Source organism: Hohaiivirga grylli (assembly GCF_039655745.1).
Classification (GTDB): Bacteria; Pseudomonadota; Alphaproteobacteria; order Rhizobiales; family Beijerinckiaceae; genus Hohaiivirga; species Hohaiivirga grylli.
In genome coordinates this window covers 635098-654427 of the sequence record NZ_JBBYXI010000002.1, presented here as the reverse complement: position 1 = coordinate 654427, position 19330 = coordinate 635098, and the positions used below count along the sequence as shown (strand labels likewise).

The following is a 19330-nucleotide window of genomic DNA, read 5'->3' as shown; positions in this document are numbered from 1 at the left end:
TCAGTAAGGGAGTAAGAACGTGTTCGGACGAAATAAACGTCGTAGAGAGAACGTTTCCAATAACCGTATGTGGCGCAACCGCAGAAGAAGCTTCAGAACCCCTCCGCCTCATGAGGAAAACAATGAGGCATTCTCCGATTTTCTTCATGCTGTTGGCAATATTGCTCGTGGTCAGGCCTATTATTATGCTGATCATTACAAGAATATGGCCGCAGAGGTTGTCGATAATTTTGCTGGTTCCTTGAGAGATACCGGCGGATATCAAGGTCGTGATGATGGGCCTGCAACATTTGTTGATGATATTGCAGATGATCTGGAAGAATTATCCGATGCCATTCGTGACATGAAGCTTTCTTCTGCTCTTGAGGAAATTGAATATCTGGTTAAGCGCAAACCGGTTCTGTTTGGACTTGGTGCGCTGACGGCAGGTTATCTTGTAACTCGTGCTGTAAAACGAAAAGGTTCTGATGAGCAGGATTTGAGACCAGAGCGTAAAGCTTGATGGAGATGTTCTGTTATGCGTAGGCGTAAAACCGGAGCGTTTCAGGATATTCTTTTCTCCATAGTGGGTGATGTCATTCACTTGGCGCAAAAAGAGTTTGCCCTGTTTAAAGCTGAAACCGAGCAGACTATCCGAGGTATCTGCTTTTCAGTTGTGCTGGCAGTTTTAGGAATATGTGCGCTCATTATTGCAATTGTTTTTCTAGGTATTGCATCATTTGAATGGCTTGTTGTGCTCGTAGCATCAAGAGCTATTGCCGCTTTGATCGTTGCCGGAGGAGCTATATTTATCGCACTGATATCTCTGGGAATTTCTTATTACAAGCTTTCCCGTGCGAGCCTGGTTCCAAAACAGACAATTGCCTCTATTAAGCAGGACGTCCGAACCTTGTTTGGCGATCAGAGCAATGGCTAAGTCCGTTCAAGAAGCGCAAGCAGAAGTCATTCAGGCAAGGACTGATCTGACTGCAAATGTTGATGAGCTCTTTGATGCATTTGAGAGCTTTAATCCGCTTATGCGTTTTCTGGATCAAAAGTCGTCGTATCGTGGTTGGAGTGAGGAAGAATTTCATGAAACAGAAGGCTCTTTATATGAGCGCATAATGCTGACTATCCGTTCCAACCCGTTACCTGTTCTTCTGATTACCGTTGGGAGTGGCTGGCTTTTGAGTTCTTTTAGGAAAGTGCCAGCCAAAAGGGCGTCTAGATCAAGGTTTGGAGCAAAAAAGTACCGATGTAACCGATAACGTCATGGGCTCAGGCGATGACTTTACCGTGGCAAATGAGTCCAAAACTGCTTTTGCCATAATGAGTAGATGTAATCCCTAGATAATCTCTTGAAAGGAGAATTTACATGCGTGAGGAAACCACCAGAGAAACAGCTCGTCGAACTGCAAACAGAGCACGCCGTACTGCCACAAAAGCTGCAGAATCTGCACGTGAAGCAACTAATGAATATGCTGATGAGGCAAGAGGTCGTGCTCAGGCTGCTTATGAAAATGCTTCTGAATGGGCGTCTGATGCCTATGAAAAAGGGCGCAATGGCTATAAGCGGGCTCGTAAAGCTTCAGAAGAGGCACTCAATAAGGCGACTGATAATTTTAAGACACTTGTTGAAGAGCGCCCTTATGTTGTCGGTCTTGCAGGTTTAGCAGCTGGTTTTGTTATTGGCGCATTAGTGGCTCGTTCCTGCTCCCAGTCATATCAGGATGACTGGGATGAAGAATAAAGCCATATCTGACTAATTAAGTTGGTTTGACCACCAGCTTTCTATTGCGACACCCTGAAACGGATGAGTTTCAGGGTGTTTCAGTTTTGAGCTGTAAACCACCCATTGATCGGGGCTGTAAAATAGAGGCACAACATAAAAGCCGGCCAGAAGCACACGATCGAGAGCATGGACAGCCGAAATGAAATCTTCACGTGTCTCTGCTGAGAGTAAGGCGTCAACCATACCGTCTACAGCAGGAGATGTTACGCCTGCATAATTCAGTGAACCTGTACGGGCAGCGGCAGCTGAGCTCCAGCGTCCACGCTGCTCTGTGCCAGGAGAAGCTGATACAGGCCAGTTCCACTGGATCATATCAAAATCAAAATCACTGATACGCCGCCAGAACTGTACATCGTCAACACGCCTGACTGTACAAATCACCCCAAGGCGCTTCAGAGAGGCTGCATAATTAATAGCAAGTCGTTCTTGTTCGACAGAAGTGACCATAAACTCAAAACTCAGTGTTTCTCTGGTTTTGGAATTGCGTAAAATTTCACCATCTTTCACCCAGCCAGCCTTATGCAGGAGCTGAAGTGCCTTTCTGGCCATGGATCGGTCCCGACCACTCCCATCCGGATTGGGAGCCCGCCATTTGCCTTCCAGAATATCATCGGGAATGGAAGCGAGGTAAGGTGCAAGCAGATCTGCTTCTCTCTCTGAAACAGAAGTGCCGTTTGATGATAACTCAGAGGCATTGAAATAGCTGTTGGAGCGTTTCAATGTTTTTTGATAAAGATTACGATTAACCCATTCAAAATCAAATAGATAGGAAAGGGCTTCGCGAACTTTGACATCTGCAAAGACCGGCCGGCGTGTATTGAAAACAAAACCACGCATTCCTTTAGGTGTTTGAATTGGAACGCTTTCCTTGATGATGGTGCCGTTTGCAACAGCTGGTATATTATAGCCATTCACCCAACGTGTTGCGTCACTTTCAAGTCGATAGTCATAAAGTCCAGCTTTAAAAGATTCAAACAACGTATTGGCATCTCTGTAAAAATCGTATTTTATCTCATCAAAGTTATAGAGGCCACGCGATGTTGGGAGATCAGCCGCCCAATAATCATTACGCCGTTTTACAGTCACGCTTTCTCCGGGAGAAATTTCAGAGAATGCGTAAGGACCAGAGCCAATTATTGGCTTTAATGTCGTATTTGAGAATGTCTCGGGATCTGTCGCATGCTTTGCGAAAATGGGCATAGTTGCAATGATGAGTGGCAGTTCCCGGTCCTGAGAGCCGGTGAGGTCAAACTCAATTCGCTGGGGAGACACAACCTTGACACTGCGAACCGCACTGAAACTGGAACGGTGATAGGGCTTGCCGTTCTGCTTTAGCATTTCAAATGAGAAAGCAACATCTTCAGCTGTAAGCTGCGTGCCATCAGAGAATTTTGCACGTTCATCAAGATTGAAAGAGATGTGATTGCGGCTTTCCGGCATCTCATAAGATTCTGCAATCTGGGCATACAGCGTGAATGGTTCATCCATTGACCGGGCCATCAGGCTCTGGAGAACGTATTTCTGACCGATATCAGGGGCAACACCAAAAACGATATAAGGGTTCAGGCTGTCATAGGTTCCCTGAAGGGCAACAACAAGCTTGCCGCCTTTGGGAGCTTTCGGATTGGCATATGGAAAATGATTAAAATTTTCTGCAAGAGCGGGGGCGCCATGCATCGCAAGGGCTGTTTTCTCTTCAAGTAGAGGGGCTTCTGCTTCGGTCTGAGCAACTCTTATCTCCTGAGCCCCTAATTGAGGGGAAAGGGAGAAAAGAGCTAAAACAGTAAAGCTGAGAAACATCGTGGCCGTCGTAACACGAAAAGATAACATTGCAATCCATACTGCTGATTCGAATGTCTCCGAAGGTAGAGCATTTCTGATTTGATTGGGAGCTTTGTCTGAAATCTCTGTTACATTCAGAGGTTCGTCGTTGATCCGTTAAAAGAGGCCATTGTAACAATTAATAAGATATGCACCCTTTGTTTTTCCCAGAAAACAGGGAATGATGAACTTTCACCTGAATTACATTTTGTAAAAACGAAAACTATGACTAGAAACCTTGTTGCTAAAGAGGTAAAGAGCGGGAAACGTCATGTCTTCGCCATATTTGGGTGTCGAATGACAGATTAAGAAATATGAGCGCCAAAGACGTAATGAATACGCCAGCGGAGCTGAGTTTATTTAGTACTCGATTTGAAGAGGATAATAGTATGTCATCTGCGATGCGCTTTGCAAAATTGCGTGCCCCGTTGAGCATCGCTGCAGCGATGGGCCTTTCCCTGGGTGTAGCCATGTCTTCTATGGCTGTGGCTCAGACAGCCCAAAAGCCTGCATCTCAACAGCCTGCTCAGCAGCAACAGCAGCAGCCTAGCGGTCCGATGGTTGTCGAGGTTAAAGGTGCTCCTGGTGTTGCTGACTGGGTCAAGCAGTGTGGTCCTAACGAGGAAGTCTGTATCACTGCTCGTGAATTCGTTTCGAATGATGATCAGCCAGTTCTCGCATTTGCTATGACGGAAATTAAAACTCCGCAGGGTAAGGAACGTCGTGCACGCTTCCTGCTTCCATTCTCACTTGCTCTTGAGTCTGGCATTCGCTTCTCTATCGACCGTTCTGGTTTCACGCCTGGCAAGTTCCAGGTATGTATGCCTAATGGTTGCTTTGCTGAAGTCGTTCTCAAAGACGATCAGATCAAGACAATGAAGACTGGTAAGGTCTTCAATATCTCCGTTCGCAATGCTGCCGGTGGTGAAATCGTCTTTGCTGTTCCTGCAGAAGGGTTCGCAAAAGCATTTGATGGCCCGGCTATTGATCCAAAGGTCATTGAAGAGCGTCAGAAGCAGATGGAACAGGACCTTCAGCGTCGTAGCGAGCAGATGAAGAAGGATCTGGAAACCCGCGGTACAGCAGGTACACCAGCACCAGCTCCGGCCCCTGCACAGCAGTAAGTTGCTGACATAGTTTAATAAAAACGCCGGATCATCTCCGGCGTTTTTTTATTTAATGTGCTCTGTCTTTGCGGACGATGTAGTCTCCTGCTGGAGATCGTTCAAACACGTCGGAAATCATGGGGTGCCTGAGAGGCTCCGCTGAAATATCCAACTCCAGATTCTGTTCGGATACATAAGCGATGTATTCAATCTCAGTGTTCTCAGCAAACAGATGATAGAATGGCTGTTCCTTTATCGGGCGTTGTTGTTCAGGAATGGACAGCCACCAGTCTTCTGTATTTGCAAATTCCGGATCAACGTCAAAAATAATACCCCGAAACGGAAAGAGACGGTGTTTGACGATTTGTCCGATCGAAAATTTGGCACTACCTTTTTTGATCATATATCTACCGGCTCTTCACTGAAATCTGACAGATCCCTGCATAAGCTGGGGTGTATGAGTAACAGGACGCATTCCCATCTTCATGACCATCTGGCGTAAAGGTTTGATACCCATCAGCGCCAGAAGACCATTGGTACGTAACCAGTCGACTGGTAAGGCGTGTGAGAGCAGGGCACGGTTTAGCATGTCAATTCCGAGTGTTCTGACATCAACATCCTGTTTTCTGCCTTTATGGTAGCGTTTCAGAACGTCAGCAGCACCAATATCCGCCCCTTGAGCCTCAACAATAATATCACGCAGATTGGCAATATCACGTAAGCCAAGGTTTAGTCCCTGTGCGCCAATGGGAGGGAATGCATGGGCTGTTTCACCAACCAAAGCTAAGCGAGGGCCAATATAACTTTCAACAGAAAGACCACTCATCGGCACGGCTGCTTTTGGTCCATCAATTTTCATTTTTCCGAGCATGAATTTTGCTTGCATCTCTATGCTCTGAGCAAGCTCTTCCTCGGGCAATGCCAGCAGGTCTGTCGCTTTGGATGGCGATGTCAGCCAGACAAGGCTTGATCTTTTACCCTTGAGGGGAACAAGGGTAAAAGGGCCTTCACGTGTATGAAATTCTGTTGAGATGTTCTGATGGCTCAGCTCATGGGACAGTATTGTTGTAAGGGCAGATTGTGGATAGCTCCAGGTTTTATCGACAATACCCGCCTGGTGCCTGAGAGCAGAGCGCTTACCATCTGCTGCAATAACCAGAGACGCTTTTATTATCTGCCCATCGCTGGTCTTTATCTCAGCGTAATCCTCTGTTGTGCTGTAAGAGCTTGCAAACTCCGGAATACGAATAATCTCTGGTCTGTTTTCGACTGCTTCTGTCAGCTGCTCAAGCAGGCCAACATTGGTTATGTTCCAGCCAAAGGCATCCTCACCAATCTCTGTTGCCTTAAACAGAGCAGGGGGCGTGTGGAACAGGTTGCCCGTATCATCAATGATTCGCATGCCTTCCAGCGGTGCAGCATTGTCAGAAAGCTTACGCCATAAGCCAATTGCATCAAGAAAACAGATAGCTCCTTGAAATAGCGCAACGGTCCGCCCGTCTCTGACAAAGTTTTTTGGTCCAATCAGGCAGGTTTTATAACCTTCGCGGGAGAATGTGAGGGCTGCTGTAAGGCCAACGGCTCCTGAGCCGACAACGGCAATATCAAATGGCTCTGCACCCTTCATGCGAAACTCCATAATTCATTGTATCTAAATAAATATTTCTACTTTTGATACATATTTAGATAGGTCGTTTTTTATTCTTAACATCGAATGGCAAGCAATTGAAGAACGAGGCGTCATCTTTGCGGACAGATTTTTTTGAAACGACTCACAGTTAATAATTCATCAACGATTGCCGACGGGGCATGCTTAACCTTATATCACCTAGGCCAGATGACAGATCGGCTAAATCTTTACGAGGACTGAGTGAGCGCGCAAGTCAGCGACAGTTTTGGAGCTGTAACCTCTTTACCATTGGTAGAGTTGCGGGGAATCTGCAAGCGCTACGGAGACCTTCTGGCCAATAACGATATTGATCTGCGTATTAACCGCGGAGAAATCCACGCCCTCCTTGGAGAAAACGGCGCAGGGAAATCAACGCTCGTTAAAATTCTTTATGGTGCTGTAGAGCCGAGTGCCGGCGACATTCTCTGGGAAGGGAAGCCGATTGCTATGGGCTCTCCTGTTCAAGCCCGTGCCCTTGGTATTGGTATGGTGTTCCAGCACTTTTCCCTGTTTGATAATCTGACAGTTGCAGAGAACATCACGGTTGCCCTTGGTAAAGACTGGACGCTCCAGTCTGTGCGTACCGAAATTGGCAAGATCAGTGCTGATTATGGTCTCTCGCTGGAGCCGGATCGTAAAGTCTGGACACTTTCTGCCGGTGAGAGGCAGCGTATTGAAATTGTCCGCTGCCTTCTGCAAAATCCAAAGATACTGATCCTTGATGAGCCAACATCAGTTTTGACGCCTCAGGAGGCCGACAAACTATTTGAGACTCTGGAGCAGCTGGCTGCCAAAGGCTGTGCCATCCTCTATATTTCACATCGTCTTGAAGAAGTTCGCCGGATTTGCAGCTCCGCAACCATTCTGCGGGCCGGGAAGGTGATTGCAACGCTTGATCCACGTCGAAATTCCGCCAGAGATATTGCGGCTATGATGGTGGGTATTGAGGTTGGTAATATCTCTCCACGTGAGCATGCGCCAAAAGAATCGATGCTGAAGCTGAACAAGCTGGCCTTGAAGTCGGAAACAATTCATGAAATTGCCCTGCAGGATATTGATCTTGAAGTGCACTGCGGTGAAATTGTTGGTATCGCGGGTGTTGCCGGCAACGGCCAAAGCGAATTGTTTGCAGCTCTCTCTGGTGAGAGACTATCGCGACGTGGCATGGTTTCTATTGAAGAGCGTGACTGCAGCCTGGACGGAATTACGACACGACGTACCTTGGGGGCAGCTTTTGTTCCTGAGGAGCGGTTAGGTCATGCTGCAGCCCCTCATTATACGCTGAGCGAAAATACGCTGATTTCACATCGTTTGGATTCCAATGTTGTCAGCAAAGGCATGGTTTCCAAGGAAGCAGCGCGCAAGCTGGCTGGGGAAATTATCCGCCGCTTTGATGTTCGGGTTCCTAATCCCGATCCGGAAGCCCGTATGTTGTCGGGCGGTAATTTGCAAAAATTTGTGATTGGCCGTGAGATTATTTCCAAGCCACGCCTTTTGATCGTTGATCAGCCCACATGGGGTGTTGATGCTGGTGCGGCACACATGATCCGTCAGGCTTTGATTAATCTGGCAGCCTATGGAAGTGCTATTCTGGTTATAAGTCAGGACCTCGACGAGTTGTTTGAAATTTCAGACAGAATTGCCGTCATTCATGATGGTAAACTGAGTACGGCAAATGCGACGGAGAGCTGGTCTCGTGAAGCGATTGGCCTTGAAATGATGGGTATTGGACAAGAGGGAAAGCACTCATGAGGCTTGAGCTTTCTCCCCGCGCCAATATCACACCATTAATGCGTTTGGCTGCGCCGATTGCTGCGCTTGTTCTGGCATTTGCAATTGCGGCTATTGTCATTGCATTTTACGGAAAATCTCCATTACAGGCCTTTGATGTCTATATTGTTGGGTCTCTGTCAGACAGCTGGGCTTTGCAGGAGCTTCTGGTTAAGGCAACGCCGCTTATACTGATTGCGATTGGTTTGTCTTACTGCTTTCGGTCAAACCTCTGGAATATTGGTGCGGAAGGCCAGTTTGTCATTGGTGGTCTGTTTGGTGGCTGGATTGCAATTGCAACCCATGGTGGAGAATGGAGCCTTGTCTGGCCTTACGTTCTCCTGGTCGGTGCTGTCGCTGGTGCTGTTTATGGGTTTATTCCTGCTATTTTGAAGGTTCGCTTTGGTGCCAATGAAATTCTGACAAGCCTGATGCTGGTCAATATTGCGCAGCTTTTCCTCGATTATATGGTTCGCGGTCCTTTGAAAGACCCGAAGGGAATGAATTTTCCCCAATCCGTAACCTTTGAGGATGCTGCCTTACTGCCAAAAGTTTTTGGTAGTGACCGTGTTCATTTCGGGTTGATTTTAGCAATCATCGTTGTGCTGATCACGATGGTTATCGTCAGCCGAAGCATCTTTGGCTATCGTCTGCGTATTACTGGTGATGCGCCAAAGGCTGCAAGCTTTGCCGGTTTCAGCAGCAAGACAACAACAATTATTGTTTTCTGCATTTCAGGAGCACTTGCCGGTCTAGCAGGAGCGAGTGAGGTTGCAGGCCAGATTGGCCAGCTACAGCCAACAATCTCGCCTGGCTACGGCTTCTCCGCTGTAACGGTTGCATTTCTTGGCCGTTTACATCCAGTTGGCATTGTACTGTCTGCTCTTGTTCTGGCTATGGTTATGATTGGTGGTGAAAATGCCCAGATCATGCTGAAACTGCCGCTTGATCTGACAACAGCCTTCCAGGGTTTATTGCTTTTGATCGTGCTATCAGCAGATGCGCTTGTCAGTTATAAATTTCGTATTGTTAGAGGGAGACGTGGCTAATGTCTTATGAGCTCGTTCTCTTTACGATTGTTACGGCTTCAACGCCTTTTCTCCTTGCTGCCCTTGGTGAGCTTGTAACTGAGAGAGCAGGTGTCCTTAACCTTGGTGTTGAAGGCATGATGGCAATGGGTGCCGCTTGTGGCTTTGCTGCAGCAATCACTTTTGATTCAAATGCCATTGGCGTATTGGTTGGTATGTTGGCCGGTATGCTGACTGCTGCTGTCTTTGCTCTTGCTGTTCTGGGGTTCGCAGCCAATCAGGTTGGCTGTGGTCTGGCTCTGACAATCTTTGGCCTTGGTGTTGCCGGGATGATTGGTAATCGTTTTGTTGGATTACGCCGCATTCAGATTGCACCAACAGAGATACCGTTTCTCAGTGACATTCCATTTATCGGCAAAGCTCTGTTTTCACATGATATCTTTGTTTATGTGTCCATTATTCTGACTGTTCTGGTTGCATGGTTTCTGTCTAGAACGCGTTTAGGGCTTATGCTGCGCTCCGTTGGTGAGAACCATGTTTCCGCTCAGGCTCTGGGCTTGCCCGTCCGCCGTATTCGTTTAGGTGCCATTCTTTTTGGTGGGGCGTGCTCTGGTCTTGCAGGGGTATATCTGTCTCTTGTCTACACAGGCTTCTGGGCCGCCAATATTACGGCAAGCAAGGGCTGGATTGCCGTTCTGCTCGTCGTCTTCGCGGCTTGGCGTCCTGTATGGCTGGTTGTTGGTGCGTATATCTTTGGTGCTGCCAGCGTATTGCAGCTTCATGCGCAGGCGGCTCAGCTTGGTATTCCGTCTCAGCTGTTGAGCAGTGTTCCTTATGTTGTAACAATTGTTGTGCTGGTCATTCTGGCTTGGGTGCATGGGCGTAATGCCGGCGGCCCGGGCTCGCTTGGTAATCCGTATATTACTGATCGATGAGGGGCGTTATTCCCCTCATGTTGTTTATGTGTGTGGCAATCCTTCTGGAAAGGGAAATGTAAATGATTACGCGTCGGGCTCTCGCAACTCTGGCAGGTGCTTGTGCTATGGCTCTTGCAGCCAGCTCAGGTGTTTCCGCTGAAGAAAAGTTGAAGGTTGGATTTATCTATATTGGTCCAATCGGTGACTATGGTTACAGCTACCAGCATAATGAAGGCCGTAAGGCTCTGGAAAAAGCTCTCGGCGATAAAGTCGAAACAACTTATGTTGAAGGTGTTTCAGAAGCTGATGCAGAGCGCCCGATTGAACAGCTTGCCCGTACTGGTCATAAGCTGATTTTCACAAACTCTTTCGGCTTTATGGAAGCAACACTGAAGGTTGCCAAGAAGTATCCGAATGTGAAGTTCGAACATGCAACCGGTTATAAGCGTGCTGCGAATGTTGCAACATATGCTGCCCGTTTCTATGAAGGCCGTTACATTCAGGGCCAGATTGCTGCCAAGATGTCCAAAACCGGTATCATCGGCTACCTCGCTGCATTCCCAATTCCGGAATGCGTTGCTGGTATCAATGCCTATATGCTTGGTGCGCAGTCCGTACGTCCTGATATCAAGCTGAAAGTTGTCTGGGCCAACACATGGTATGATCCAGCCAAGGAAGCTGATGCTGCCAAAGCACTGTTTGACCAGAACGTTGATGTCATTACCCAGCACACAGATAGCCCGGCTCCGCTTCAGACAGCAGAAGCCCGTGGCAAGTTTGGTTTCGGTCAGGCTTCAGATATGGAGCAGTTTGCACCAAAGGCTCAGCTGACAGCTTTGGTCAATGACTGGAGTGAATATTACATTGAGCGTACAAAGCTTGTACTTGATGGCAAATGGACTTCTACAGACACATGGGATGGTCTGGATAAGAAGATGATTGTCATGTCTCCTTACAAGAACATGCCTGATGATGTGAAGAAGATGGCTGAAGAAACAGAAGCCGCTATTGCTTCCCATAAGCTGAAGCCATTCAAGTGCCCGGTTCTTGATCAGTCCGGCAAGGAAGTTGAATGTAAGGGTGAAGGCACTCTGTCTGATGAACAGATCCTTGGCATGAACTTCTACGTCAAGGGTATTGAGGACAAACTTCCTCAATAAGCTTTTAAAACAGGCTTGAGCCTCTATATACTAGAGCGGCTGGTCATTGACCGGCCGCTTTTCTTTTTGAGAGGAAGATCGTATGCGATATGGAAGTGATAGTGTCTTGCTTGTCGTCGATATTCAGAACGACTTCCTTCCGGGAGGAGCTTTAGCTGTTCCAGAAGGTGATCAGGTTATTGAACCCATCAATCTTCTTGCAGAGCGTTTTCAGAATGTTATCCTGACACAGGATTGGCACCCGGAAGCTCATATCTCCTTTGCTTCATCACACGAAGACAAACAGCCTTACGAGATGATCGAGCTTGATTATGGCCCGCAGATATTATGGCCGGATCATTGTATCCAAGGCGAACGAGGGGCTGAATTCGCTTCTGGGCTGAACATTCCAAAGGCAGAGCTTGTGATCCGGAAGGGGCACCATCCGACAATTGATAGCTATTCTGCTTTCCTTGAAGCTGACAGGGCAACCAGAACAGGTCTGGCAAGTTATCTTCAGGAGCGCGGTATCCGTAATGTTTATTGTGCCGGTCTTGCACTTGATTTCTGCGTATCCTGGACGGCCATTGATGCCATAACGGCAGGCTTTGATACCTTCATCATCGAAGAGGCCTGTCGTGCCATTGATACAAATGGCTCGCTGGAACATGCCCGACATCAGTGGGATGAAATGGGCATTGTTATCATGTAATCGGCAGGCTCAGACGAGCCTGCCGTGAAGATCATATTCGTCAGATTTTTCAATCTCGACATTCACGATATCGCCTGCTGAGAGGGCTTTAGGTGTTCTCACATAAACAACACCATCAATCTCGGGAGCATCATATTGTGAGCGTCCTTTGGCAATTGTTGATCCCATTTCATCAATGATGATGGGTAAGGTCTTGCCAACCTTGCGCGCCAGAAGATCGGCAGATACCTCCTGCTGGGTCTGCATAAACTGATGCCAGCGCTCTTCCTTGACTTCTTCAGGAACAAGGCCTGGCAGATCATTCGCAACAGCGCCTTTCACTGGTTCAAATTTAAAGCAGCCAGCACGTTCAATCTGAGCATCTTCAATCCAGTCCAGCAGCATATCAAAGTCTTCATCGGTTTCGCCGGGGAAGCCAACGATAAAGGTGGAGCGGATTGCAAGGTCTGGACAAATACTACGCCATTTCTTGATGCGCTCCAGTGTCTTTTCCTGATTGCCCGGGCGTTTCATGGCCTTGAGAACATTTGGTGAGGCATGCTGGAAAGGAATATCCAGATACGGAAGTATTTTGCCTTCAGCCATTAACGGGATGATTTCGTCAACATGCGGGTAGGGGTAAACGTAGTGCATACGTACCCAGATACCCATGTCTCCGAGCTCTTTTGCTAATTCAAAGAAGCGCGTGCGAATTTCACGATCCTGCCAAAGCTGTGGCTGGTATTTGATATCTAGGCCGTAAGCGCTTGTATCCTGAGAAATAACCAGAAGTTCTTTAACGCCAGCTTTCGCCAGTTTTTCAGCTTCACGCAGGACTTCATTGATGGGCCGGCTGACCAGATCTCCACGCAGTTGCGGAATAATGCAGAATGAGCAGCGGTTTGAGCAGCCCTCTGATATCTTGAGATAGGCATAATGCCGTGGTGTCAGCTTGATACCCTGTGGCGGTACAAGGTCAACGAATGGGTCGTGTGCTGGAGGTGCAGCCTTATGAACGGCATCCAGAACGCTCTCGTAAGCCTGAGGGCCTGTAATCGCCAGAAGGTTGGAATAGCGGCTGGTAATTTCATCCGGCTGGGCGCCCATGCACCCTGTAACAATAACCTTGCCGTTTTCAGAGAGAGCTTCACCAATATGCTCAAGTGATTCCTGCTTGGCGCTATCTAGAAAGCCGCAGGTATTGACGATAACAAGGTCTGCCCCCTGATGCTGCTTTGTCAGCTCGTATCCTTCAGCACGCAGGCGCGTAATAATACGCTCGGAGTCAACGAGGGCCTTGGGGCATCCAAGAGATACAAACGAAATTTTAGGCGCTGCCGCAGTGGACATTTATAGAACCTTGATCAAGAAATTATTCATGAACGTCTTTGTAAATTACAAATCAATTCAAGCTGTTGTTGCTAAAACAGCCAATATCCTCTCATGAGGCAACTGGTGCCAAGCCACATATCATAAATTGTGACTGAGTTTCAGCGAAATAATAGCAGGCTGCGCAATGCTTTGAACAGTAAATCAATTAATTTAAGCTGTTTCTGAACCCGTATTTCCCGCGTTCCATAGCATTATTACGGCCGCTTAGCCAGAATTATTGAGTTTTGTGTTGGGCTGTTAGGCAATACGTTTTGCAACAGTGTATTGATAGACACCGCCAAAGAACGTTTTCTTGCTCCAGACAAACTTGTCAGCCTTTCCAGTGAAATCCTTGATTTCATGATCCCAGATTGAAAAGGCAAAGGGTTCCAGAACAATATTCACGAGCTTTAATATCTGCCGGATTGGCTGCCAGCGGGCAGGGCGATGATAATCGATAAAGACCGCTTTTCCGCCTTCCGCAACATGTTCAAGCATATTGTCGATAATCTGTCGTTTCTTTTCATCTGGCACTTCGTGAAGCAGGAAGAAGCTACCAACGACATCAAATTTTTCAGAACTCTTAAAATACGCTGAATCACAGCACTGGATATTTACCCACGGGTATGCATCCAGTTTCTGATGTGCGTGCTCAATTTGAATGGGTGTAATATCTGTCAGCTCAAGTTGACCGGTCGGGCCTATCTTTTGGGCTAACTGCTGTAATTGATCTCCGTAAACATGGGCGACCTGCCAGACACGCGAGCCAGAATCAATCTCATTGAGATAGGCTTTGATCAGGCGACTGGCGTTACCAAACAGCAAAATCCAGACGACGAGATTATTATCGAGTTTGGCAACCCATTTTGGATTTACATAGGCCCAGTCATAGACATCAACCATGTAATCAGGCACGCCACTATAATAAGAAGATAACAGTCTTTCAGGCTTCATAAGCTTCAAACCAAAAGTTATGGCCTCACAAAGGAAGCCTGAAAAGAACCCGACTGGGCATTTAAAGTGTCTATTTATTCATTGTATCTGCTCTTATGATTCTAGGAGATACCGAACATTGTCGCATAGGATAATTTTTTAAATGCTAGCGTATCAGTTTCAACAGAACAAGCAGAATAACAGCGCCAAGGGTTGCATTGATAATTGCGCCTAAAACTCCAGAACCGAAGGCAAAACCAATAGTTGGTAATAACCATCCTGCAATAAATGCGCCGACAATACCAACAACGATATTCCCGACCAGACCGAAACCATAGCCTTTAACGATAACACCGGCGAGCCAGCCGGCTACTGCACCAATAAGAAGAAAAACAATCAGGCTTTCAACAGTCATAACTTTTATCCTTTCGGTTACTACTGATTAGAACACCTAGAGGAGGAAAGGTGGCTTTCAATTATACGGATGTTTAAAAATAATGGGGAATGTAAAGTACTTAAAGGTTTTCTGCTCTCATTATGATGAAAAGCTGATGTTGTGTCCCAGATCGTCAATCAGGCTCTGTACGATCTCTTCATCCCAGAAGTAGCCTTCCTGTGGAAGTAACAGCATTGGTCCGTGAAATGTCTCAACGCCGGAACCTGCTTTCAGAGACACTCTCGTATTATGTAAAGCTTTCTGTGCATTTTTTCCTGTTACTGCGAGCATCTTGCCAAGTGGTCTGGTTTCAATATCTTCATCTTGAAGGAAACCCAAAATCTCTTCGTTTTCCATGGAGGGCATGAATCTCAGTTGCTTGTCCGCAGGATCAATCAGAATAAACATCATCCACCTTCTAAAGGGATTTTAGGGCTGTCAGGCCAATTAAACTAAAAAGACCGTTTTGAAAAATGTTATATCTTCCGATTAGGGACTTGCCTAAAAGCTCGGTTATGACTACAGAAGCACAGCACATTCATTGTGCGCTGCTTTAGAGCAGACGGAGAGGTGGCCGAGTGGTTGAAGGCAGCGGTCTTGAAAACCGCCGTAGGTGAGAGCCTACCGTGGGTTCGAATCCCACCCTCTCCGCCATTGCAGAATTTGACCAAATCATAGAATAATAGCATTGGTATTGTGTCGCGCGCTGTGTTCGCGATTATGAGCTTGTGGCATCCTTATTACCAATATTTGAAAACGTTGTAGCCAATATGTCGCTCAATCCAATGCCTTGAGTACCGGATTGATCAAAGCTTCAATCTCTGTTCGGCTCGCACCATCTCGCGCTTGGAATGAAATCATCTGCATGACCCCATGAATGAATGCCGCAATCTGGGAAATATTGGCTTTCTTTGGTAGTTCGTTCTCTGCATTCGCGCGTCTTAAGCGTTTTACTATCAAATCTCGTGTTACCTGTCTGGCTTCTTTCAAGCAGTTGCGAGCTGCTTCATTTTCGGGCAGGCAGTTGACGACACCCAATATCAGTAGGCATCCTCCGGGGGTCTGCGACAAAGCAACATCGATGCTTGCCAGCAACATTGCCTGCACGCCCTCCCGCAGAGTCGTGGAATTGTTCAGGGCGTTCATAGGGACAGCCCCTACCGTCTCAATATAGAGTTTCACGACCTCGATAAATGCCGCCTCTTTCGATCCAAAAGCGGCGTAAAAACTGGGAGGTGCAATGCCGATAGCTTTTGTTAGATCAACGAGTTGTGCGCCTTCATAACCGCGTGCCCAGAACACCTCCATTATGGCGTGCAAGGCAATATCACGATCAAAGCTTCTTGGACGTCCGCGTGACATTATTCCACATTTCTTTAATTTTGACTACAGATATAGATTGACCGGCACTATGCTGTGTAATAGCAAATTATTTAATTCTGACTACATAAAGGCACGGCACAATGCAACTTTCTCCCCGTAAAACGATCGAAGAATTTTTCCACCGTATTGGTTCCGCAACCTCAGTTGATGAGATTGCGGAGCTGGTTAGCGAGGATGTTGACTGGTTTGTTGCCGGTGACATATCTGTCGTGCCATGGATCGGCCGCAAGATCGGCAAGTCAGCTGTGGCAGAGTTTTACGCCCAACTTCGTACTGAGATTACCTCGGAGCAATTTGAACTGAAAGATATCCTAGCTCTTGGAAGCAGGGTTGTTGCAATTGGCGAATTGGCGTCACGTGTAAATAAGACCGGTAAGCTTATTGAAACGGAATTTGTCTTCGACTTTATCGTTGAGGACGGGCTGATCAAACGATTCCGACTTTTTGAAGATAGTTTCGCCGTAGCACAGGCCGTTCTCGCTTAGGAATTGGCGCAAAAGCCGTATATCATACCCATTCCCGGCACGACGAAGTTGCATAGATTAGTAGAGAATTTGAGAACAACTGACATTCAATTAACAGCGGAAGAATTAGCTGGAATCAATGATGCTTTATCTAAAATTGATGTAGATGAAACATTCTTTTAGTTCATTGAAAATGCTTTAATTCTAATGAATTTCTCTGGCATTAGATTTATGTGCAAGGCTTATCTTCCAGACACTTAAGGCTGCTGCGCTAAATATCGCGCCAAGCACAGCTACGCTGCCCCAGCCAGCGTAGCTGTAAGTTATTGTTGAAGTGATACCGCCGAGCGCGCTGCCGACTGAGTAGAACAGCATGTAACCACTAACAAGGCGATTACGAGCTTCCGGAAACAGACGGAAAATAATGCTCTGATTGGTAACGTGGACAGCCTGAACAGCAAGATCAAGAACGATAATGCCAATCAGGAAGACGGGAAAGGCATACGGTAACGCATAGATCATACTCCATGACAGCAGTAGCAAGGTGAGAGAAATACTGATTGTTTGCTGCCCTAAGCCGCGATCTGCCAGTTGGCCGGCACCTGTTGCTGCAAGTGCTCCAGCCATACCAATAAGGCCAAATAATCCAATCTGAGTATGGCTATATCCAAATGGATCAGAACTTAAGGGCAGGGCCAGTGCTGTCCAGAATGTACTGAATGCTGCGAAGGCGAATAATGCAAGCATACCGTGAACCAGTAATATCTGGTTTCGTAGAAATAAAACCGGGATGGATATCAGCGTTTTTATATAGCTCTCAGGTCGTTCAGATATCTGGTCATGCGGTAGAATCCGCAGCAGTATGCCAACCATTACAGCTGTTAGAATTGCCGAAGTGGCATAAACTGCTCGCCAGCCTCCAATATCTGCAAGTATTCCGGAAACGATACGGGCCGCCAGAATACCAATAACAACTCCACTTGTAACCATACCAACTGCCTTGCCGCGTTGCGCCGGTAGCGCCAGAGTCGCGGCAAAAGCAACAAGAATCTGGACTGTAACAGACAGTAATCCCATGGCAGCCAAACAGATGAATAACAGTGTTTTTGTCGGAGCAGCTGCAACGGCAAACAAAGCTATAATCAGTAAGGTATTCTGGCCAAGAATAAGGCGTCGGCGATCAATCAGCTCGCCAAGTGGTACGAGTAAAACAAGGCCTAATCCATAGCCAACCTGAGTTAGAGTTACGATGAGACCGGCGTCGTTAAGGGGAATATTAAAATCCACCGCCATAGTTTCGAGCAAAGGTTGCGCGTAATAGACATTTGCAACGTTGAGACCAGCCGTTATCGCAAATATGCAGGTCATGAATAATGTGAGTTGATTTCGAGAGTGGGGCTGTGCCGTTGGTTCTGTCTGGCGTTTCATCTGACTTCTGTTGGTATGATGGATCTGTCTTCTTAGTAAGAACTATTGCCCCTTTAAAAATCTAGTTCTATTTTAAGACCAGAATAATAGGTAAAGGTTTATTGCTATGGTCAAACGGGTCAGTCTTTGGAATGCGGGTTGTCCAGTTGCGCGTGCGCTTGATGTGATAGGTGACTGGTGGTCACTTCTGATTATTCGTGACGCATTTGATGGCGGGCGTCGTTTTAGTGATTTTCAAAGCGGACTTGGTATTGCTAAAGGTGTCCTGTCAACGCGACTGCGTAATCTGGTTGAGCGCGAAATTATGGAGACGGCTCCAGCATCTGACGGTTCTGCTTATAAAGAATATGTTCTAACTGAAAAGGGCCAGGGGCTTTTCCTTGTTATTGTTGCATTGCGCCAATGGGGAGAAGATCACTTTTATAGTTCTGGCGAGCCCAAATCATCTTTGGTTGAAACCAAAACGGGCATGCCTGTTCCACGGCTGAGTTTGAATGGTTCCGATAGGCAGCCTCTCGACTGGAATAATACCCATGTGAAGAAATGTGGTAACGAGAGTGTATAGAAAATAACGCTTAGAAAGCTTTTGAAAATATCACTCGGCCTGACTGAAATTTACGGAATACGGTTCAGCTTCTTTGAAGCGTGATAGCCAATGCTGATAATATTGCTGTGCCAGTTTTGGCTGGTTTCTTATAACCAGAACATTCTCGCTGTTACGGCTCATAGCTGATGAAGTGTAGTTCAGTGAGCCAGTCTGCACGGTTTTGCTATCAATAATCATAAACTTATCATGGTGGATAGCATACGCGCTGTTCAAACGAACTTCTATTCCGCCAAGGACAAGGGCATTTAATGCGGAGCGGGAAAGTTTGTTATTATTTCCCTTTTTGTCTGCAACGACCCTGACACGTACGCCGCGTTTATGGGCAGCAAGTAAGGCTTTTGAAACAGGTGCTGACGTGAAAATATAGGCTGCGACTTCAATCGTCTTTTTAGCAGAGCTCATTTCACTCAAAATAAGCTTTTGAGAATCCTTACTGGGTGAGAAGGCGGCCGTAATATCCTGCGCGAGAGCTGTTGTGCTTAGCAGGGAAATTATAAAAATAAGTATGAGTTTTGATACAGGCATTCTTTTCATAGTGTGAAAGACATAGCCTGAATTTATAAAAAAAGCGTGACCCAAAGGCCACGCGAGAGTGGAAGCTAATCGTAAAGTCAACTATCAGCAGTTGATGTGGACACTTTGCCCAATATACGGGTTGGAACAACTGTCAAATCAGACAGGCAAGCATGTCATAAATAGAAATAAACTTTTGTCTGCGCTGAGAGTGCAACTTATGTATCCTCGACAATAGGTAAGTCTTGCGCATAGCCTTGGTTTGTTGGTTGTTTTTTAACCA

General features: G+C 46.8%; 22 protein-coding genes, 1 tRNA gene and 1 pseudogene. 14 read left to right on the top strand and 10 right to left on the bottom strand.

The annotated features are described in order from the left end of the window. Nucleotides 1-19: 19 nt before the first annotated feature. From WJT86_RS07395 to WJT86_RS07380, 4 genes are all read left to right on the top strand, one after another. The gene (locus WJT86_RS07395; RefSeq protein ID WP_346336904.1) at nt 20-502 is read left to right on the top strand and encodes a hypothetical protein; all 483 of its coding nucleotides are present in this window, start codon (nt 20-22) and stop codon (nt 500-502) included. Nucleotides 503-517: 15 nt separating this feature from the next. Next, nucleotides 518-916, top strand: coding sequence for a phage holin family protein (locus WJT86_RS07390; RefSeq protein WP_346336903.1), 399 nt, complete (start codon nt 518-520; stop codon nt 914-916). Further along, nucleotides 909-1247, top strand: coding sequence for a hypothetical protein (locus tag WJT86_RS07385; protein ID WP_346336902.1), 339 nt, complete (start codon nt 909-911; stop codon nt 1245-1247). Before WJT86_RS07390 ends, WJT86_RS07385 begins: the two co-directional genes overlap by 8 nt. A 107-nt stretch (nt 1248-1354) precedes the next feature. Then, entirely contained in the window at nt 1355-1729 is a 375-nt protein-coding gene (locus WJT86_RS07380) for a hypothetical protein (protein WP_346336901.1), read from the top strand. Nucleotides 1730-1741: 12 nt separating this feature from the next. Here the strand turns inward: WJT86_RS07380 and WJT86_RS07375 are convergent, their stop codons facing one another. Then, nucleotides 1742-3601, bottom strand: coding sequence for an extracellular solute-binding protein (locus WJT86_RS07375; protein ID WP_346336900.1), 1860 nt, complete (start codon nt 3599-3601; stop codon nt 1742-1744). Nucleotides 3602-3981: 380 nt separating this feature from the next. Here WJT86_RS07375 and WJT86_RS07370 point away from each other — a divergent pair, with 380 nt between their 5' ends. After that, nucleotides 3982-4716, top strand: coding sequence for an invasion associated locus B family protein (locus WJT86_RS07370; RefSeq protein ID WP_346336899.1), 735 nt, complete (start codon nt 3982-3984; stop codon nt 4714-4716). A 52-nt stretch (nt 4717-4768) separates the two neighbouring features. Here WJT86_RS07370 and hspQ read toward each other — a convergent pair whose 3' ends face one another. Both hspQ and WJT86_RS07360 read right to left on the bottom strand, forming a co-directional pair. After that, a complete protein-coding gene (hspQ, locus tag WJT86_RS07365; protein ID WP_346336898.1) occupies nt 4769-5101 on the bottom strand; it encodes a heat shock protein HspQ in 333 nt (110 codons plus the stop codon). A 15-nt stretch (nt 5102-5116) separates the two neighbouring features. Continuing rightward, a complete protein-coding gene (locus WJT86_RS07360; protein WP_346336897.1) occupies nt 5117-6325 on the bottom strand; it encodes a UbiH/UbiF family hydroxylase in 1209 nt (402 codons plus the stop codon). Between the two features lie 243 nt (nt 6326-6568). On the opposite strand from WJT86_RS07360, the gene WJT86_RS07355 reads away from it, so the two are divergent. The 5 genes from WJT86_RS07355 to pncA all read left to right on the top strand — a co-directional run bounded on the left by WJT86_RS07355 (nt 6569) and on the right by pncA (nt 11933). After that, complete coding sequence (locus WJT86_RS07355) at nt 6569-8119, top strand: ABC transporter ATP-binding protein (protein WP_346336896.1); 1551 nt, start codon at nt 6569-6571, stop codon at nt 8117-8119. After that, nucleotides 8116-9186, top strand: a complete 1071-nt coding sequence (locus WJT86_RS07350; protein ID WP_346336895.1) for an ABC transporter permease — start codon at nt 8116-8118, stop codon at nt 9184-9186. The genes WJT86_RS07355 and WJT86_RS07350 overlap by 4 nt, the downstream gene beginning before the upstream one ends. Further along, a complete protein-coding gene (locus tag WJT86_RS07345) occupies nt 9186-10100 on the top strand; it encodes an ABC transporter permease (protein ID WP_346336894.1) in 915 nt (304 codons plus the stop codon). Before WJT86_RS07350 ends, WJT86_RS07345 begins: the two co-directional genes overlap by 1 nt. Before the next feature lie 62 nt (nt 10101-10162). After that, a complete protein-coding gene (locus WJT86_RS07340; RefSeq protein ID WP_407066919.1) occupies nt 10163-11242 on the top strand; it encodes a BMP family ABC transporter substrate-binding protein in 1080 nt (359 codons plus the stop codon). A gap of 82 nt (nt 11243-11324) precedes the next feature. Then, the gene (gene pncA, locus WJT86_RS07335; RefSeq protein ID WP_346336893.1) at nt 11325-11933 is read left to right on the top strand and encodes a bifunctional nicotinamidase/pyrazinamidase; all 609 of its coding nucleotides are present in this window, start codon (nt 11325-11327) and stop codon (nt 11931-11933) included. Nucleotides 11934-11942: 9 nt separating this feature from the next. Here the strand turns inward: pncA and rimO are convergent, their stop codons facing one another. The 4 genes from rimO to WJT86_RS07315 all read right to left on the bottom strand — a co-directional run bounded on the left by rimO (nt 11943) and on the right by WJT86_RS07315 (nt 15060). Further along, complete coding sequence (gene rimO / locus WJT86_RS07330; protein WP_346336892.1) at nt 11943-13262, bottom strand: 30S ribosomal protein S12 methylthiotransferase RimO; 1320 nt, start codon at nt 13260-13262, stop codon at nt 11943-11945. Between the two features lie 279 nt (nt 13263-13541). Next, nucleotides 13542-14237: a rhodoquinone biosynthesis methyltransferase RquA gene (gene rquA, locus WJT86_RS07325; RefSeq protein ID WP_346336891.1), complete on the bottom strand. Its 696-nt coding sequence runs from the start codon at nt 14235-14237 to the stop codon at nt 13542-13544. Between the two features lie 145 nt (nt 14238-14382). Continuing rightward, nucleotides 14383-14631, bottom strand: coding sequence for a GlsB/YeaQ/YmgE family stress response membrane protein (locus WJT86_RS07320; protein WP_346336890.1), 249 nt, complete (start codon nt 14629-14631; stop codon nt 14383-14385). Between the two features lie 120 nt (nt 14632-14751). Continuing rightward, entirely contained in the window at nt 14752-15060 is a 309-nt protein-coding gene (locus WJT86_RS07315; RefSeq protein WP_346336889.1) for a hypothetical protein, read from the bottom strand. Between the two features lie 156 nt (nt 15061-15216). Here WJT86_RS07315 and WJT86_RS07310 point away from each other — a divergent pair. After that, nucleotides 15217-15306 (top strand) — tRNA-Ser (locus tag WJT86_RS07310). Between the two features lie 123 nt (nt 15307-15429). On the opposite strand, the gene WJT86_RS07305 is transcribed toward WJT86_RS07310, so the two are convergent. Further along, nucleotides 15430-16014, bottom strand: coding sequence for a TetR/AcrR family transcriptional regulator (locus WJT86_RS07305; RefSeq protein ID WP_346336888.1), 585 nt, complete (start codon nt 16012-16014; stop codon nt 15430-15432). A gap of 101 nt (nt 16015-16115) precedes the next feature. On the opposite strand from WJT86_RS07305, the gene WJT86_RS07300 reads away from it, so the two are divergent. Both WJT86_RS07300 and WJT86_RS07295 read left to right on the top strand, forming a co-directional pair. Then, nucleotides 16116-16520 carry a nuclear transport factor 2 family protein gene (locus WJT86_RS07300; protein ID WP_407066918.1) on the top strand — a complete coding sequence of 135 codons (405 nt, stop codon included), beginning with the start codon at nt 16116-16118 and terminating at the stop codon, nt 16518-16520. 3 nt (nt 16521-16523) lie between these two features. Continuing rightward, nucleotides 16524-16682: pseudogene (locus WJT86_RS07295) on the top strand (aldo/keto reductase); the annotation flags it as partial. A gap of 21 nt (nt 16683-16703) precedes the next feature. On the opposite strand, the gene WJT86_RS07290 reads toward WJT86_RS07295, so the two are convergent. After that, entirely contained in the window at nt 16704-17927 is a 1224-nt protein-coding gene (locus tag WJT86_RS07290; protein WP_346336887.1) for an MFS transporter, read from the bottom strand. A gap of 106 nt (nt 17928-18033) precedes the next feature. Here WJT86_RS07290 and WJT86_RS07285 point away from each other — a divergent pair, with 106 nt between their 5' ends. Beyond that, nucleotides 18034-18492: a winged helix-turn-helix transcriptional regulator gene (locus WJT86_RS07285; protein WP_346336886.1), complete on the top strand. Its 459-nt coding sequence runs from the start codon at nt 18034-18036 to the stop codon at nt 18490-18492. 30 nt (nt 18493-18522) lie between these two features. On the opposite strand, the gene WJT86_RS07280 is transcribed toward WJT86_RS07285, so the two are convergent. Further along, complete coding sequence (locus WJT86_RS07280; protein WP_346336885.1) at nt 18523-18936, bottom strand: phospholipase D family nuclease; 414 nt, start codon at nt 18934-18936, stop codon at nt 18523-18525. Between the last annotated feature and the right edge of the window lie 394 nt (nt 18937-19330).